Annotated in this window: 21 protein-coding genes; 7 read left to right on the top strand and 14 right to left on the bottom strand. The window is 35.4% G+C overall.

Annotation, left to right across the window (positions count from 1 at the left end):
• Positions 1-17: 17 nt before the first annotated feature.
• Positions 18-827 (top strand): hypothetical protein, encoded by an 810-nt coding sequence (locus NKOR_RS04145; protein ID WP_014963112.1) that lies wholly within the window; start codon positions 18-20, stop codon positions 825-827.
• 11 nt (positions 828-838) lie between these two features.
• Here NKOR_RS04145 and NKOR_RS04140 read toward each other — a convergent pair whose 3' ends face one another.
• Entirely contained in the window at positions 839-1,102 is a 264-nt protein-coding gene (locus tag NKOR_RS04140; RefSeq protein ID WP_014963111.1) for a hypothetical protein, read from the bottom strand.
• 316 nt (positions 1,103-1,418) lie between these two features.
• On the opposite strand from NKOR_RS04140, the gene NKOR_RS04130 reads away from it, so the two are divergent.
• Positions 1,419-1,985 carry a hypothetical protein gene (locus NKOR_RS04130; protein WP_014963109.1) on the top strand — a complete coding sequence of 189 codons (567 nt, stop codon included), beginning with the start codon at positions 1,419-1,421 and terminating at the stop codon, positions 1,983-1,985.
• On the opposite strand, the gene NKOR_RS04125 is transcribed toward NKOR_RS04130, so the two are convergent.
• Positions 1,978-2,253, bottom strand: a complete 276-nt coding sequence (locus NKOR_RS04125) for a DUF5615 family PIN-like protein (protein WP_014963108.1) — start codon at positions 2,251-2,253, stop codon at positions 1,978-1,980. The two genes, NKOR_RS04130 and NKOR_RS04125, sit on opposite strands and share 8 nt — an antisense overlap.
• 135 nt (positions 2,254-2,388) lie before the next feature.
• Here NKOR_RS04125 and NKOR_RS04120 point away from each other — a divergent pair, with 135 nt between their 5' ends.
• Both NKOR_RS04120 and NKOR_RS04115 read left to right on the top strand, forming a co-directional pair.
• Positions 2,389-2,598: a hypothetical protein gene (locus NKOR_RS04120; RefSeq protein ID WP_014963107.1), complete on the top strand. Its 210-nt coding sequence runs from the start codon at positions 2,389-2,391 to the stop codon at positions 2,596-2,598.
• 1 nt (position 2,599) lies between these two features.
• A complete protein-coding gene (locus NKOR_RS04115) occupies positions 2,600-2,806 on the top strand; it encodes a hypothetical protein (protein ID WP_014963106.1) in 207 nt (68 codons plus the stop codon).
• On the opposite strand, the gene NKOR_RS04110 is transcribed toward NKOR_RS04115, so the two are convergent.
• On the bottom strand, positions 2,803-3,150 hold the full coding sequence (locus NKOR_RS04110; protein ID WP_014963105.1) for a hypothetical protein: 348 nt from the start codon (positions 3,148-3,150) through the stop codon (positions 2,803-2,805). The two genes, NKOR_RS04115 and NKOR_RS04110, sit on opposite strands and share 4 nt — an antisense overlap.
• A 23-nt stretch (positions 3,151-3,173) precedes the next feature.
• Positions 3,174-3,551, bottom strand: a complete 378-nt coding sequence (locus tag NKOR_RS04105) for a DUF6659 family protein (protein ID WP_014963104.1) — start codon at positions 3,549-3,551, stop codon at positions 3,174-3,176.
• A 99-nt stretch (positions 3,552-3,650) separates the two neighbouring features.
• Here NKOR_RS04105 and NKOR_RS04100 point away from each other — a divergent pair, with 99 nt between their 5' ends.
• The gene (locus tag NKOR_RS04100; RefSeq protein WP_026089963.1) at positions 3,651-4,268 is read left to right on the top strand and encodes an O-methyltransferase; all 618 of its coding nucleotides are present in this window, start codon (positions 3,651-3,653) and stop codon (positions 4,266-4,268) included.
• Here NKOR_RS04100 and NKOR_RS04095 read toward each other — a convergent pair.
• Positions 4,260-5,612, bottom strand: a complete 1,353-nt coding sequence (locus NKOR_RS04095; protein ID WP_014963102.1) for a coiled-coil domain-containing protein — start codon at positions 5,610-5,612, stop codon at positions 4,260-4,262. The genes NKOR_RS04100 and NKOR_RS04095 overlap by 9 nt on opposite strands.
• Before the next feature lie 207 nt (positions 5,613-5,819).
• Here NKOR_RS04095 and NKOR_RS04090 point away from each other — a divergent pair, with 207 nt between their 5' ends.
• Complete coding sequence (locus tag NKOR_RS04090; RefSeq protein WP_014963101.1) at positions 5,820-6,044, top strand: hypothetical protein; 225 nt, start codon at positions 5,820-5,822, stop codon at positions 6,042-6,044.
• Positions 6,045-6,117: 73 nt separating this feature from the next.
• Positions 6,118-6,543: a hypothetical protein gene (locus NKOR_RS04085; protein WP_014963100.1), complete on the top strand. Its 426-nt coding sequence runs from the start codon at positions 6,118-6,120 to the stop codon at positions 6,541-6,543.
• 2 nt (positions 6,544-6,545) lie between these two features.
• Here the strand turns inward: NKOR_RS04085 and NKOR_RS04080 are convergent, their stop codons facing one another.
• From NKOR_RS04080 to NKOR_RS09985, 9 genes are all read right to left on the bottom strand, one after another.
• Entirely contained in the window at positions 6,546-6,776 is a 231-nt protein-coding gene (locus NKOR_RS04080; RefSeq protein WP_014963099.1) for a hypothetical protein, read from the bottom strand.
• Positions 6,777-6,808: 32 nt separating this feature from the next.
• Complete coding sequence (locus tag NKOR_RS04075) at positions 6,809-7,012, bottom strand: hypothetical protein (RefSeq protein ID WP_016939341.1); 204 nt, start codon at positions 7,010-7,012, stop codon at positions 6,809-6,811.
• Between the two features lie 58 nt (positions 7,013-7,070).
• Entirely contained in the window at positions 7,071-7,652 is a 582-nt protein-coding gene (locus tag NKOR_RS04070) for a hypothetical protein (protein WP_014963097.1), read from the bottom strand.
• A gap of 323 nt (positions 7,653-7,975) precedes the next feature.
• Complete coding sequence (locus NKOR_RS04065; protein ID WP_014963096.1) at positions 7,976-8,947, bottom strand: YVTN family beta-propeller repeat protein; 972 nt, start codon at positions 8,945-8,947, stop codon at positions 7,976-7,978.
• A 112-nt stretch (positions 8,948-9,059) separates the two neighbouring features.
• Positions 9,060-9,188: a hypothetical protein gene (locus NKOR_RS10545; protein WP_016939339.1), complete on the bottom strand. Its 129-nt coding sequence runs from the start codon at positions 9,186-9,188 to the stop codon at positions 9,060-9,062.
• Between the two features lie 197 nt (positions 9,189-9,385).
• Positions 9,386-10,138, bottom strand: coding sequence for a Kazal-type serine protease inhibitor family protein (locus tag NKOR_RS04060; RefSeq protein WP_014963095.1), 753 nt, complete (start codon positions 10,136-10,138; stop codon positions 9,386-9,388).
• Between the two features lie 3 nt (positions 10,139-10,141).
• On the bottom strand, positions 10,142-10,807 hold the full coding sequence (locus NKOR_RS04055) for a hypothetical protein (RefSeq protein WP_014963094.1): 666 nt from the start codon (positions 10,805-10,807) through the stop codon (positions 10,142-10,144).
• Positions 10,808-10,810: 3 nt separating this feature from the next.
• Entirely contained in the window at positions 10,811-11,596 is a 786-nt protein-coding gene (locus NKOR_RS04050) for a hypothetical protein (protein WP_014963093.1), read from the bottom strand.
• Positions 11,597-11,774: 178 nt separating this feature from the next.
• A complete protein-coding gene (locus tag NKOR_RS09985) occupies positions 11,775-13,442 on the bottom strand; it encodes an ice-binding family protein (protein WP_014963092.1) in 1,668 nt (555 codons plus the stop codon).
• Positions 13,443-13,851: the final 409 nt, after the last annotated feature.

Raw genomic sequence — 13,851 nt, 5'->3', positions numbered from 1 at the left:
AGCAAAAGCAAAAGATCATGAAGACAAATTCAATCAACAAAGGCAAAAAACTGATTGTTTTAGGATTTGTCACAATCGCATTGTTATTTGTCATTTATGGAAGATATCAAGACCCAGAGTTGCTAACACCAAGTGCAATTGACTCCATTCAAAGAATAGCTTATGGGTTTTACATTACATTGCTTGCATCATTTGGTGCAATTGGAATTGGACTGTACAGGTATCACAAAGGCAAAACAGAAAGCAACGGAAAAGATCTTTCAACAATTATTGCAATAGTCACATGGAATACAAAATCAAGAAAGATATTTCTTGCAACATTTGTGGGATACGGAATATTCTTTTCTCTAGTATCTGGAACATTGGTGTATCAGCCAGAGGTGAGTTTTTCATTTCATTATGGTGCAGAGATTCCATCAGGGTTTGTTGCCCCATGTTGTGGAGACATTGGATACATGCCAAAAATTATCATATACCTTACAGACCACGTAGGATTGCAGATAATTCCAATAAACCTGGTTCTCCAAATAGTCGTATCATATTTGGTTGCACTAAACACATCAATTGCAATTACTGCATACACAATTTCTAAGAAAGGGACTGGCATGAGTGGCATTGGTGCAATTGCAGGTGCATTTATTGCATGTCCAACATGTGCTGGTACGTTTTTCTCAGTGTTCATTGGGACTGCCAGCGGAATTGCACTATCTATTGCACTGACACAACTGCAGACACTACTAATTGCAATATCAATACCAATATTGTTGGTTACACCATACATCATGGCAAAAAAACTACGCAATCCAGATGGTAGCTGTAAAATCTAGTTAAGAGAATTTCATGTAAACCAATGATTGAACTTTTGGACACGAGGGCGTTTCCAATTTCCAATATCATATCCGTCGCGTCTGAGGAATTTGAGCGTAAACTTGTAGACCAACTCATCATGATCTACCTGCTCCAAGATTTCAGTCCACAAAACTTGGCCGTTTTTTTCAATCTGCTCTTTGAAACCAGGGTTCAGAGATTCTGCAGCTTCTTTGCATTGCTCAAGTGTCTTGCCGTTCTTGTACGCACGAACACGTCTGTCACATTTATCCACACAATAATAGAATCATGAAATTATTTAACCTAATTCAATAGGCTTCAAACAAATACAAGAAGAAAAAACCAGTCAATAATGGGGATTGGAAGCGCTTCAGAATATGTAGATTTTTTCATTAATCTGAACATGGGTCAAAAGGTGAGTTTACTTAGTTTTGTAAATAATGAGAAACTGGTCCTAAAACAAAAACTAGAGCACAAAAAATCTTCCAAAAGAACCAATCAAAAAAGGAATTGAGATCTTAGAGCAGTTAGCAAAAGAGATTAGTGAGATGGGCGAAAAAAAGGTCATAGAGAAATATCAGGGAAAATAGATGGACAAAAATTCAGAGATTATCAGAACAGAGATCATTAGGATTCTAAATGAAAACGGAAAGACCAGAGGTACTGAACTTGCAAAGAGAGTGATAGCAAAGGTTGGAAATGAAAAGACAGTATACAGAGAAATCAGTGCACTGGTAGAATCAGGAGATATTGAAAAACAGGTATACAGCAGAGCACATATCGAGTACGAGTTAGTTGATCTCTACGAATCAGTAAACAAGCAACTAAAAAGTCTGCATAAAGAGGTAAACACGATTTATGGTGAGATTAATAATTTTGAAACAGTTAGCAAGAGTGAAAAGTTTTCATTTCAAGAGAGATTGAGGGCAATCATCCACATCATACAGATAGTCCAGTCAACTGACGGAGTCATGAAACTATTGTCGTTTTACCCCACGTTTAGAAAAGACAAGATGTTTTCTCAAATCAATAGGAAAATAGATGACTGCTGGCAAGCAATCATGACAAACATCTCACGTCAGCCTGAAGACGTGTTTCTTAATGAAGTTATGGCAAACTTGAGAATTTCGCATATTGATGTAAAAAACATCAACTAAAATTTTTTAGTTTTTCTACAATAACTTTGAGAATCTCTTCATCATCAAGTAGTACCAGAGGAAAGTCGTTTTCTTCGCTGGCTTTACGAAATTCAGTGTCTTTGGTTACGATGATCATGTCGTTTTCTCGGGCATAGTTAATTATGGAATAATCAGAACCAAGCTTTTTTCCTTCTCTTTGCAGTTTTCGTACGCTATATGCGTCATATCCATGTGCTTTGAGACGCTCATCCATTCCATCTAGATTTTCATCTACAAGAATTTTCATAATATTACTGAACAGCATTTCAATATTAGTGTAAATTACATCCTGAAAAATTCAAAATTCATGTGATTTTTGCATTCAATTTGTAAGAAAAGGATAAGCAACAAATACTTGACTTGCAAGAAATAGACCGAGATTATGGATGTAAAAAAGGAAGACACATCAGAAGAATCAAAGAAAAATCACATTACATATTATAGATCATTGACAAAAACAATCTCAAATCTCAAAAGTGAGATGAAAGGTGAAGAAGACCCAGTTATTAAGAATCATCTTGAAAAAAGAATAGAGGCCATGGAAAAAGACAAAATAAGAATCAAGGAAATGTTTCCAGACATTGAGGAATGAGATGCCAACACCTACAGAAAAAAATCACAACAAACACTTGGATTTGCTACACGAATACAAGATACACCTCATAAAATACATCAGCGAACTAGAAAAACTGGATCAAAAATCAGAGTTTGCAAAAAAATGGAACGAAACCACAATCAAAGAAAGAAGGCAGGAACTCAAAGTCATAGATAAGATACTAAAGAATTTGATCAGATTTTAGACATCCTGAGTCAAATCATAAAGGTAATTGCAAAAAGAATCAAGATGTTTGACTGAAATGCCATCAAACCATGCAAGCTCAGAAGTAATACTAAACCCCTGCATTTGTGGCTCAGAATTTGACTTTAGAAAATCATTTTCAGACTCTATTGTTTTTTTGATTTTCTCCTCATCATTTTTTGAGAATTTGTAGTGACATGGCATCAAATCAATTTGTACAAAATAGTTTCCATGCTGCGGATTTATCTTTGCCTTGATGAATGGTTTGTCTAGCTGCTGACAGTCCCTGTAATGCTTATCGTATTCAAACATCTTTGAATCGCCAAGATATTTTTGAAAAGTCATGAGACTTGAAGAAACCAGAACAGCTAGAGGTCTGCTGTGAACTTTTTGATTTTTGTGATTAATCTAATCTTTGTATTAATTGGCATTTCAGGCTCCATTGTGAAGTAGACGATGTTTCTTTTTGCATACACTACCATTTGAGACACCTTTTCTCTTTCAACATGGACGTATCGTACCTTGCCAAGTGATCTATCAAACTCTTTTCTCATGGCACGTCTTTGGGCTACTTGTTTGCAAAAATGCTCTTCCTCTTTTTGAGATTTGAGACTTGTCTTGCCTGTTTTCATAATTGCCTCTCGAATGTCACCTTTAGAATCAATTATTGCTGCAAATCTCATTTTAGAGTCCAAGTTAATGATTTTTTGAACAATTTCAAGCAGATCGACTTTCTTTGCTGCCATTACACAGCAAAAATTATCGGGCAAATATAATCTAATAAAAATAATGCACGATCTTAGAATAACTAATACATGAACAGGGTTTCTTAACATATAGAAAAAATGACCAGTCCCGTGTTTGAGGTTCTAGAAGAACTAGAAAGACAATCATCATTAGAAAAATCAAGAAAAGTCGATGTTGCTCCAAATGAGAGAATGCTGGCAATAACAAAAGAGACTGGCGAGCTGCTCAACATGATAATCAGGATGAAAAATGCCAAAAACATGCTCGAAGTTGGGATGTCAGTTGGCTACTCCACAATATGGTGTGCAGAAGCCATTATAGAAAATGGAGGCAGCATCATAACAATAGAGCAAAATCCAGTAAAAATCAAAAGGGCAAAGGAGAATTTTCAAAAAGCAGGTGTTTCAGAGGTCATAACAATTGAGGAAGGTTTGGCCATGGAGGTATTGAGAAAACTTAGTTTGCAAGAAAAATACAAGAATTTTTTTGATTTTGTATTAATTGATGCAGATAAGGAAAACGCCATAGAATATTTTGATATGATTTTGCCACTAGTCTCAATTGGCGGAGTAATTATTACTGATAACATGCTATATCCTGAAAAATACAGAGAGGAGATGAAGAAATATTCACAGCACATACATGCAAATCAAAATGTTCGAACCATAACATCACCAATAGGAAATGGTGAGGAAATCACAGTAAAGCTAAGATGATTTTGTAGTTTTTGTTGCAGTTTTCTTAGTAGATTTTTTGGCAGTCTTGGTAGATTTTGTAGTCTTTGTACCAAGAGACTTTAGTTTCTTGTTTTTTTCTGAAATTTGTTGCTTTAGTTTTTGTTGTTTTTCTTTTAATTTTTTATTTTTTAATTTGATTTGCTGTTCTATTTTTTCACGTTTCTTTTTGAGAGATTCATAGTCTTTTTCTTCTTTTTTGAGTTGCTTTGCTATGTTTTGTTGGGATTTTAGGCGTTCTTTTTCCTCGTTTGTCTTTTTGGTAATCAATTCTTTTTCTTTGGATATGGTGTTTATCAGGTTGAGTCTAGCTTCTTTTGATTTGATTAGATCTTCTTCTTGGGATTTTATCAGATTTTTTAGTTTCTCAGATTCTGCAAATTTTGCTTTTTCTTCTTTTACCTGGGAAACAATATACTCGTAATCTTTCTTGGTTTGCTCCAACTCGCTTTGTTTTGACTTGATTTGATTTGCAATGGTTGCTTGCTCAAGTAGACGTAATTTTTGCTCTTCAATCATCTTGGCTAGCAGTGATTGTTCAGTTTGAACCTGTTTTTCGAGTTTTTCTTGCTCTAATTGGGCTTGGGCCAATTGTCTTTTTTGTTTTGCTAGTTCTTTTGAAATTTTTGATTTTTCAGAATCGATATTTTTGAGTATTTGTGTACGTTCTTTTTTCACTTTTGCCAACTCTTCTTTCTGGGAGATGATTTCTTCAGAAAGTTTTGTTTGGGTTTCAATTTTGAGTCGTTCTTCTTGAATTTGAGCTTCAAGAGTTGCTTTTTCCTGAGTTACTTTTTGCTCGTATTCTTTTCTGTGAGACTGTAGTTGAGCTAATTTTGAACGATGTATATTAATTTCACTTGAAAGCAGTTTTTGTTTTTCGATTTTTTCTTCCTCATCGCGAATGTTTTTTGAGATTTGTTCAATCTCAACAGAATTGTTTGCATTCCATCCCTTTGGCAGACTTCCTCTAACTGATGGTTTTGGTTCTGGTTTAGGTGGTTCTTTTGGAAGTGTTGATGGTTTTGGTTTAGGTGGTTCACTTGGAAGTGTTGATGGTTCTGGAGAAACAGACTCGTTTAGTTTTGCCTCCAAGTATAATGCATCAGAGTGGTATAGTGTTTTGTTGCTTGCAATCATATCAAAAATATGTTGCAACCTGCCAGAATCTCCAATTCCAGAATTGATTAGTTCTTGAATTTTTGGCAAAACATCATTGTGAGTTTCAGGTTCTTCTTTGTCTTCTTCAAGACTAAATGATGAATCTAGTTTTTTTCTAAATAATTTTGATCGGAATGATACAAAGGACGATTGCCTTTCAGACATTCAAGGATATAGGATAATCTTCCAGGATCCCCATCCCCAGAATCAATTAAGGCTTGTACATTTTCTATTGTTTGGGATAGAGTCAACTGCTGCATGCCATTCGCCTTTTGTTAGTTTTGTTCTAGTCTAGTAAAAATAACTTTTTAAAAAAATTTACACATGCATAAATTTTAGGTGATTTATTAATTAGAAAATCCACACCAGACTATGAAACCAGGGATTCTAATGATCATCGTAGGTGGGGGCATGTTTATTGCCGGATTGATCATGTTTTATTCAATAGAATTGGGCCAAGTAGAGCCTCTCTTAAGACTGATCAAAAACATTGGAACGTTTGTAGGATTATCTGGAATCGGCGTGATAGTGGCAGGAGTCTTGCTATATCTTATTAACAGAAGTCAGCCACCAATCAAAGAAAGTTTTGAACCATAGAATGTGATTGATTTTCAAAGTAGATCATATGCTGGTGGCAACTTAATTATTGCACCAAGATTAGTAATTTTTAATGGCAGAAAAAGTATGGACAGGTGCAATATTTCTAAAAGATGGGGGAGGATATGAAATAGTCCTAAAATCATTAACACATTATCGAAAAAGACTAAGAACCATTGCAAACAGTCCGGAGTTAAAAGATTCTGCTGCGATGTTTGCATCAGTTTTGAATCAACAAGCAATGAAAACAGTTCCAAAAATCGATGAAGTGGTAAAGAAAATTGAAAACAGTATTAATGATATTCAGCAAGTAAAAGCACTAAGTGACGAGGTACCATTTTTTGAGAAAGCGCTAATGTGCTACGAGTCTGACATTCAAAAAGCTCAAGACACAGGACACGAGTATTTTGTCAAATTGGTCGGAGACATGGTAGAGGCAAAAAATGATTTGCCAATAATCAAGAATGCAATTGCAAAAATAAAAGAGTATTCAGAATAATTTTACAATCCTTGCAGATACCAATCAAGATATGGAGTCAATGCTTTGCATTGCTTCATTTTTTCAGATTCATCTGCAGCATCTAAAATTTTCTGGATTTTTCCATCAAGGTATTCAGATGTCAAATTGCTCTTAAATTGAGGCTGAATTTGCTTTAAAACATCAACAATTTCACTTGAAGATGTGTTTTCAAAATTTTCCAAGATTTTAGAAACTTGTTCATCTAATGACATGGAATATTTTTCAAAAAAAGCCAGTTATATTTTTAGTCAAGCACATCTTCATCATTCCAAGTCAGGCGAAATCTTCCAGTCACTCGAAACATCTGAAGTTTGCCGCCTTTTTTGAAACGCAGTTTGTAAAAGTTGCGAGATGCATCTTCTATCTCCAGGGATACATCGTCATTTTTGGTCTGAAAGATTATGGGGTCATTTGATATTTGGTCCCAGTCATTTTCATCAAAATCCATGTAAAATTTTGTGTATAGTAATCCCACAAGATATCCTGAATCGAACCTGAATAAATAACTAGAGACTATCCACAGAATCTTTTAGGACAACTACTCCCAAATAGCTAATTATTGTTGGAAGCAACAGTTCAGAATCCTTGTCTTTTCTGATTGCCTCAAAAACCTTGTAGATTAGCTGCTGAATGGTCAGGTGTTCGTCTCGATACAGTGTTTTGTTTGGGTTTTTGAGAGAATCCAATATTGTAAAGCCGTTATCTGTTTGGAGCAGTTCTTTTAGAAGCAAGTTTGTAAAATTGATTTTCTCATCAATGTCTTTGTGAGGAAAATCCGTGTCCAATCTTCTGATCAGGGATTTTACATGATGAAATGAACTGTTTGTTGTTTGCTCTATATGCTGAGATGACTTGTGTTCATAGTCTTCAGTCAAATGGTAGAACTTCATGTTGCTTTTCATAGTCACAGAGACGATTTCCTTTTCAATTAGAGAGTCTCTGGTTTTCTCAAAGGTGGTTTTTGCCATGAATTTTGGAACGACTAGTTTTAGGAGTGCATTATGGTGTGCCTCTGGATTCTCTTTGATAGTCTCTAACAGTACACGTTCACGCTCGTGGCTTTCTAGTTTGGGCTCAGACTGACTCATTGTATCTAGGTCAACCTATTATTAGTAGGTCAACTATTAAAGAATTTAGAGGCTGACAAGTATATTTTGGAAATAATGCTTCTATGAGCTAATCTGTTCTTCTTTCTCAAGCATCTCTTCTACTTCTCTTCTATGAGTAGCACAATACAGCCCAGACTCTTTACACTTTGGACATTTTAGATACTTGTAGTAATCTATCATGCAAAAAACCACAATTAATCAATTAAAAGATCTTTCTATACAATCATACTAGTAATAGTATGAATTTCATATTTTAGTAAATGTAATCGTGGCTAGGTTAAATTCGTTACAAAGATTGTAAACTAGGGGTTCCCTGGAATTGCAACCCAAAAGGGAGTCTTGCCAGGAGATATTCTATCTGATATCTCAAGACTATTCACATCAATAACTACAATTTCATTTGTCTGAGATACACTGACATAAACAAAATTTGCATTTTGATCAGATCTTAATCCATGAGGGCCTTTTCCCACTTGAATTTGTTTGATTAACTCAAGAGAAGATGCATCAATCACATTTACCTTGTCATCACCTATTCCAGAGACAAAGATTTTGTTGCCAAAAGGAGGGATGTCAATTCCATGATGTCCTGTACTTACAGGAATTCTTTTGATGATTTCATTACTATTCAAATCAATTACTGCAACATCGTTTGTTCCAATATTGGTCACAAACAGGAATTTGCCATCAAGAGTTATGTCCAGATTATGAGGCAATGCTCCAACAGGAATGGCATTTGTTTTAGTCAATGATGAAATGTCAATTATTGCAACTTCATCACCGCCTTGAATTGTAACATATGCAGTTATACCATTTGGATGAAAAACAATATTGTGAGGAATTTTTCCAACAGGTATATCTTTGATTGATTCTAGGGTTTGAAGATCAATGACACTGATTGTGCCAGAATTCTCATTTGCGACAAAGGCAAGGTCCTGTGTTGGATGAATCTTTACACCCTTTGGGGTTTTTCCAACCGGAATCTCTGCTAGCTTGTTTCCATCTGAATCATATGCAAATACAGTGTCACTTCCACTACTTGTGGCCAGGATTAGATTCCCATCCTGTGAAATGGAGACATACGTCATCTTGGGTCCTGCTTGGAATGTCTTGCCATCAAGGTTACCTATAGAATCATCACCTTGCAGCGTAAAGAATACGGTATCAGCGGCATTTGTAGCCACAAAAGTATCAGAAAATAGGGTCACAGCGACTATAGCTGCAATGCAGATAACAACTGCAGCAAAAACTGCAATAGAGGATGTTTTATTCACGCATTTGTATTGTTGTTTTATTTCTAATATCCGTTTACACAGACATTCATTTTTTAGAAAACTTGCCCAGTTACCCTCTATTTCATGAACAGAGAATCATCTAAAATGATATCTATTCCCAACTCATTTTGTATGCAGTTATTCTGGTTTTTGGTTTTTGTCCCCATTCACCTTGATTGTGACCGTTGTTTTCAATTAGTGATGGTTTATCCCAGTCAAACTTTACTTTTACAGGTTCCATGATTTTGTGATTTTAGAATTCGTACTTAATCTATCAGTATACAGTGCAATGCAAATTCAAATGCGCTTATTGACATTCCATTTTAAATAATTATTTTTTTGTTAACAATATGTTGTAAAAGTAATTTGAGATTCAACCCCACGGGGACTTAACTACCAAATTGGGGATAGAAATGGACGCAAATTAAACAACTAGACTTATTCTGTGCCTAATTTTGAATCTGAACATTCTCCATCATGTTTGACTTTAACTCCATGACATGCAGCATCTTCTATCCCACAAGCATAAGTAATTCCATCTACTCCGCAAACAGGATCATAAACTAAGCATTGAATTGAACATTCAGGTTCTGGAGGAGCAGTTCTTGGCGGATCCTTTAGAGGAGTCTGCAAAGTACCATCATCAGAATAACAGATATGAGATAACGGATCATATGTAAACTCATCATCACAGAATCCATGATACTTTAATTCAAATTCAGTAGTACATGAATCAGTATAACCATTGTAAACTAGATCATCTTCACAAGAAACCACACATTTGAACAGGATTTCGTTGTAATTTTGTCCATCAGGACAAGATTTTGATTCATCTTTATCCTTTGCTAGTTTTTGCTTGTAGAATTTTAATTCGTCTCCAGACAACATAGTGTTTAATCCAGAAGGTCTTTCTATCCAAGTGCAAAGATTGTTGTCAATATAATGAGTTTCATTCATGGCAAATAATCCAATTGAGGTCACAGCAAAATTCTTTCCATCAGGAGTTTTCCAGTCATTTTCTTCACCATATTTTTGTTGGGCACAATGAGCTAATACTCTACTAGGATCATTATTGTAATCGGATTCAAGAATCGTTCCATTTTTGTTAAAATATGCCATTAATGAAGAGAGTAATACAATTATTGCAATAACGATACCTACACCAAGTAATATTTTGTTTCTAGTTTTCATTTTCTATAACTCCCTAAAATTATAATCAAGACTGTGTTGAATAATTTGAGGGTAATCACATGCAATCCCTTGCTCCGAGTCTGCAGATGTGTGCCATGTCAGAAAATAATCATTCCCGTTAATCTCTCTGATTCCAAGGTATTGCACTATGGTTATTTTTGTCCCTTCATAGTTGCTACAATGCGAGATAAACGTATCAAATTTCTCAACAGTTGCAGAAAACTCAAACTTGTCATCTACCTCATAGAATGTTTCCTGACTGTTGCCGATTCTGTAATCCTTGTCTGCAAACGTAATCATTGCCTTGTTATCGGAAACCAGAGTCATATCAAGCATTAGAAAATACGTTGCACCAACATCAACAGGATCAAAATGAATCTCTCCTTCTATTCCATTTTCACCTTTTACAAAAGATGCCGAAGAGCCATCATCATTGAATCTGACTGGGTTAAGATAACAAAACAGGTTTCCATTTAACGTTGTAAAACATTCAGAATCATCATCAAGCATGCCTTGGAAGGTTTTTGAAATATCAGAGTACTTTGATACTGTATAGTCTTTTAGAGGCACAGAATATGTGTAGAAATTTGAAATTGATTCATAGTTTATCGAAATTAGGATTATTCCAACCACTACCACAGATAATGCCAAAAGAAGATTCGTATTCATTTTCTATTCGCCCATAAACTTTCCAATTTTTTTCCACTCACACCCTAGATTCAAAAAAACATGAGTTTCATTTGTATATCTTAATGCATTTGTCATTCTTTCTTTTGGAGAGTCATTTACACAACTGTCTTTAACGGTTTGAAGATCAGCATCTCTGAGTTGATTGTTATACCAAGAATTTGGTGGAGGTACACGGAATTCTTTGATGGCAGTTGTTGGAGAATCCCGACTTGGTCTATCAAAAGTAACAGTGACATTATAGGTTCCAGGATTTTTTAATCCAACATGACCGTATGTTGTACCTCTCTCTTTTTGAATATCAAAGACAAAATTCTTCATAGGCACATCTGCCGCACATAATCCACTTGAACTAATTGTCACAAGTTCTCCATTTTGATCAGGAAAAGTGACGTCTTTACTACCGCATGAATATCCATATCCTGTTATGACATATGAGAAATCATATTGTTCCCCTATACGATAAATCTTATTCAATCCAGTTATTTCAATTGAATACTGTTCTTTGTTTTCAACTATTGGCATTCCTGTCGAGACATCATATTTCCCAATTATCTCACAATCTTCATTTAATATCATGCCCCTACCTCCCAAACACAATGGCTTTTCTAATTCATATGAGCCAGTAACTATTTTGCCGGCTTCTATTGCTCTCCGTTCATGTTTGCATTTATCATCACATTCTTTAGGGATACTATTCCAAATTGCAACAAAAATAACAGATGATAAAATGATAAGCCCTACAATAATTATCAAGAAAATGGTTTTCATTATCTATTTCTTCAAATCAATCAGTCATAAAGAGTCCTAATCCAATGTACGAATCCTTAGAGGCTTGAACCTTTCTTGGGAAAAGAATTTGTTTGATTCAACTCCACGGGGACTGCCACCATTATTGGGTTAAAAGTGGATGCAAGTATGCATGAAAAGTCTAATTTTAAAAATTAGATTATGGTTTGCGATCTTCAGCTGTTTGTTTCATTTCTTTTGATTTTTCCATAGCATTAGCATAGTTTGAGAGTTCTTTCATTGCAATACCAATGTCTTTTTTAGAATTATCAATTATCACTTGGATTCTTAATTGTGCTTGTTCTGGAAGTGTATCTTTGAGTTCAGTTAGAACTTCTACATGGTTGGATGATGCAGACATTATATCTTCAGTTAAAGATGCCTTGTCTGCAGCTTTTGATGCAGAGTCTGCAATTTTGTTTGCATCAGATACTTGTTTTTCATAGTCATTTGTTAGACCATTAACTAGTTCAGGCATTCCTTTTTGAACTACTGCATTTGTTTCACTCAGTCGTAGTTCTGCAAATTTCAGATGTTTTGCAACTTTATCGTTTTGATTAAATGTAAATGCCAAGTCTAACCCTTCAAATGCTTTTTTGAATCCATATGCAAATGAGTCAGGAGTAGTTCCAGGCTTAGGTAAAACATACTCTTCATCTAATGTTGTAGAACCTACAGCAGAGCCAGAACTTCCGCTGGAAGATGTGATGGTTTCAGTTGTTTGTTGTGTTGTACGAAAATCCTTCAATGTATTGCTTTGCAAGTAAGGTGATACCAGTTTAAGATCTGGTTGTTTAGATTTGTAAGGATCAGTTGTTGTATTGTCAGTGGTTTTAGTTGTTGTATTGTCAGTGGTTTTAGTTGTTGTATTGTCAGTGGTTTTAGTTGTTGTATTGTCAGGGGTTTTAGTTGTTGTATTGTCAGGGGTTTTAGTTGTTGTATTGTCAGGGGTTTTAGTTGTTGTATCGTCATTGGTTGTAGTTGTTGTATTGTCAGTGGTTTTAGTTGTTGTATTGTCAGTGGTGTCAGTTGGTGGAGTAATATCTGCTGGAACTGTGATATGCGCAGTAGATGCAAATGTAACTCCTGCGTTTAGTGAAATTAATCTGCCGTCTATATCCAAGAGAGTGTCAGCGTCACCGCCGGTTTGCGAGATTGCTGCTGAAGAAATTACAGTTCCTGAGAATACAGACGTATTTCCAGAACCTGTGGTTGGGGATGCAAGAGTTGCAGAAGTACCTACATACCAAAATACGTTATCAGCTGTTGCGCCGTTGGTCAAGATTATATTAGAATCTGAAAAAGTGGTTAGTTTACTGGCAGCCTTGAAGATGTAAACTCCGGGACCATCAAGAGTAAGTGTTCCACCTGTTGCTAAAGTAAGTGATGAAGTAGAACAGTAAACTCCAGGTACAAGTGTTAATGCATTCATTTCTATTCCGCCTCCACCAGGCCAAGGAGCAAAGGTGTCACAACTCTTGGCTGCAAGTTCGTTAAATGCGTCAAGCGCATCAGCTTGAGCTTTGGCTGCTGTTGCATCAGCTTGGTGTGTCGTTCCTGTTACAATTCCTGGACCACCATTTTCATTAGCACCATAGAAGCCAGTAATCGCTGTACCGGGGCTTAATCCAAGATCTCCTGTGATGGTTGTACCAGTGCCTAATGTTGGGTCATTGGTTACCGTTGAGGAACCCAAGACACCAAAGTTGGCAGATGTTCCAAGATCCAGAGATGTTGCTGCAAAACTACTATTGTTTTGAAACATAGTCAAAGATGAAAGAAGTAATACAGATATTGCAAAATATTTTAAAACATTATTTTTAATCATAGTAAATGTGTATACTAATCAGTATTAACCTGCGCTTACACTAGCGTATGTTTCAAATACAGATTTGTTTATGGTACATACATAATTGTCAATGTAATATTTACAGAGATGCCAAACAACTATGTTTATGAAAATTAACGGGGTTAACCTAATTAACCAAAATTAAACTAGATTTTACGAATCATAGATGATTGGATTCGACCGGATTCGTATCTATGAAGTTCTATTTCGGTTCCAAATTTTGTCATCTAATAGTTAGAAAGTATCTATTTTTGAAAATTCTAGAATTTTGAATCTGAGAATTAATCAAATGATTGATGACAACAAGGACAGTTAGAATATCTGGAAACTAGTTCTAGTTCACATGTGGGGCAGTACTTTCTGAATATGTTGCTTTGTGAATTTCGAA

The sequence above is a fragment of the Candidatus Nitrosopumilus koreensis AR1 genome (assembly GCF_000299365.1).
In the GTDB taxonomy this organism is placed as follows: Archaea; Thermoproteota; Nitrososphaeria; order Nitrososphaerales; family Nitrosopumilaceae; genus Nitrosopumilus; species Nitrosopumilus koreensis.
This window is presented reverse-complemented; position numbering and strand designations above follow the sequence as displayed.

Coding starts and splice junctions, on each gene's coding strand:
- NKOR_RS04070 (WP_014963097.1), bottom strand. CDS start 7,652: ATGAGTCAGTCTGAGCCCAAACTAGAAAGCCACGAGCGTGAACGTGTA.
- NKOR_RS04100 (WP_026089963.1), top strand. CDS start 3,651: ATGACCAGTCCCGTGTTTGAGGTTCTAGAAGAACTAGAAAGACAATCA.
- NKOR_RS04075 (WP_016939341.1), bottom strand. CDS start 7,012: ATGGATTTTGATGAAAATGACTGGGACCAAATATCAAATGACCCCATA.
- NKOR_RS04115 (WP_014963106.1), top strand. CDS start 2,600: ATGCCAACACCTACAGAAAAAAATCACAACAAACACTTGGATTTGCTA.
- NKOR_RS04080 (WP_014963099.1), bottom strand. CDS start 6,776: ATGTCATTAGATGAACAAGTTTCTAAAATCTTGGAAAATTTTGAAAAC.
- NKOR_RS04120 (WP_014963107.1), top strand. CDS start 2,389: ATGGATGTAAAAAAGGAAGACACATCAGAAGAATCAAAGAAAAATCAC.
- NKOR_RS04085 (WP_014963100.1), top strand. CDS start 6,118: ATGGCAGAAAAAGTATGGACAGGTGCAATATTTCTAAAAGATGGGGGA.
- NKOR_RS04105 (WP_014963104.1), bottom strand. CDS start 3,551: ATGGCAGCAAAGAAAGTCGATCTGCTTGAAATTGTTCAAAAAATCATT.
- NKOR_RS04050 (WP_014963093.1), bottom strand. CDS start 11,596: ATGAAAACCATTTTCTTGATAATTATTGTAGGGCTTATCATTTTATCA.
- NKOR_RS04090 (WP_014963101.1), top strand. CDS start 5,820: ATGAAACCAGGGATTCTAATGATCATCGTAGGTGGGGGCATGTTTATT.
- NKOR_RS04145 (WP_014963112.1), top strand. CDS start 18: ATGAAGACAAATTCAATCAACAAAGGCAAAAAACTGATTGTTTTAGGA.
- NKOR_RS04060 (WP_014963095.1), bottom strand. CDS start 10,138: ATGAAAACTAGAAACAAAATATTACTTGGTGTAGGTATCGTTATTGCA.
- NKOR_RS04055 (WP_014963094.1), bottom strand. CDS start 10,807: ATGAATACGAATCTTCTTTTGGCATTATCTGTGGTAGTGGTTGGAATA.
- NKOR_RS09985 (WP_014963092.1), bottom strand. CDS start 13,442: ATGATTAAAAATAATGTTTTAAAATATTTTGCAATATCTGTATTACTT.
- NKOR_RS04095 (WP_014963102.1), bottom strand. CDS start 5,612: ATGTCTGAAAGGCAATCGTCCTTTGTATCATTCCGATCAAAATTATTT.
- NKOR_RS10545 (WP_016939339.1), bottom strand. CDS start 9,188: ATGGAACCTGTAAAAGTAAAGTTTGACTGGGATAAACCATCACTAATT.
- NKOR_RS04130 (WP_014963109.1), top strand. CDS start 1,419: ATGGACAAAAATTCAGAGATTATCAGAACAGAGATCATTAGGATTCTA.
- NKOR_RS04125 (WP_014963108.1), bottom strand. CDS start 2,253: ATGAAAATTCTTGTAGATGAAAATCTAGATGGAATGGATGAGCGTCTC.
- NKOR_RS04110 (WP_014963105.1), bottom strand. CDS start 3,150: ATGACTTTTCAAAAATATCTTGGCGATTCAAAGATGTTTGAATACGAT.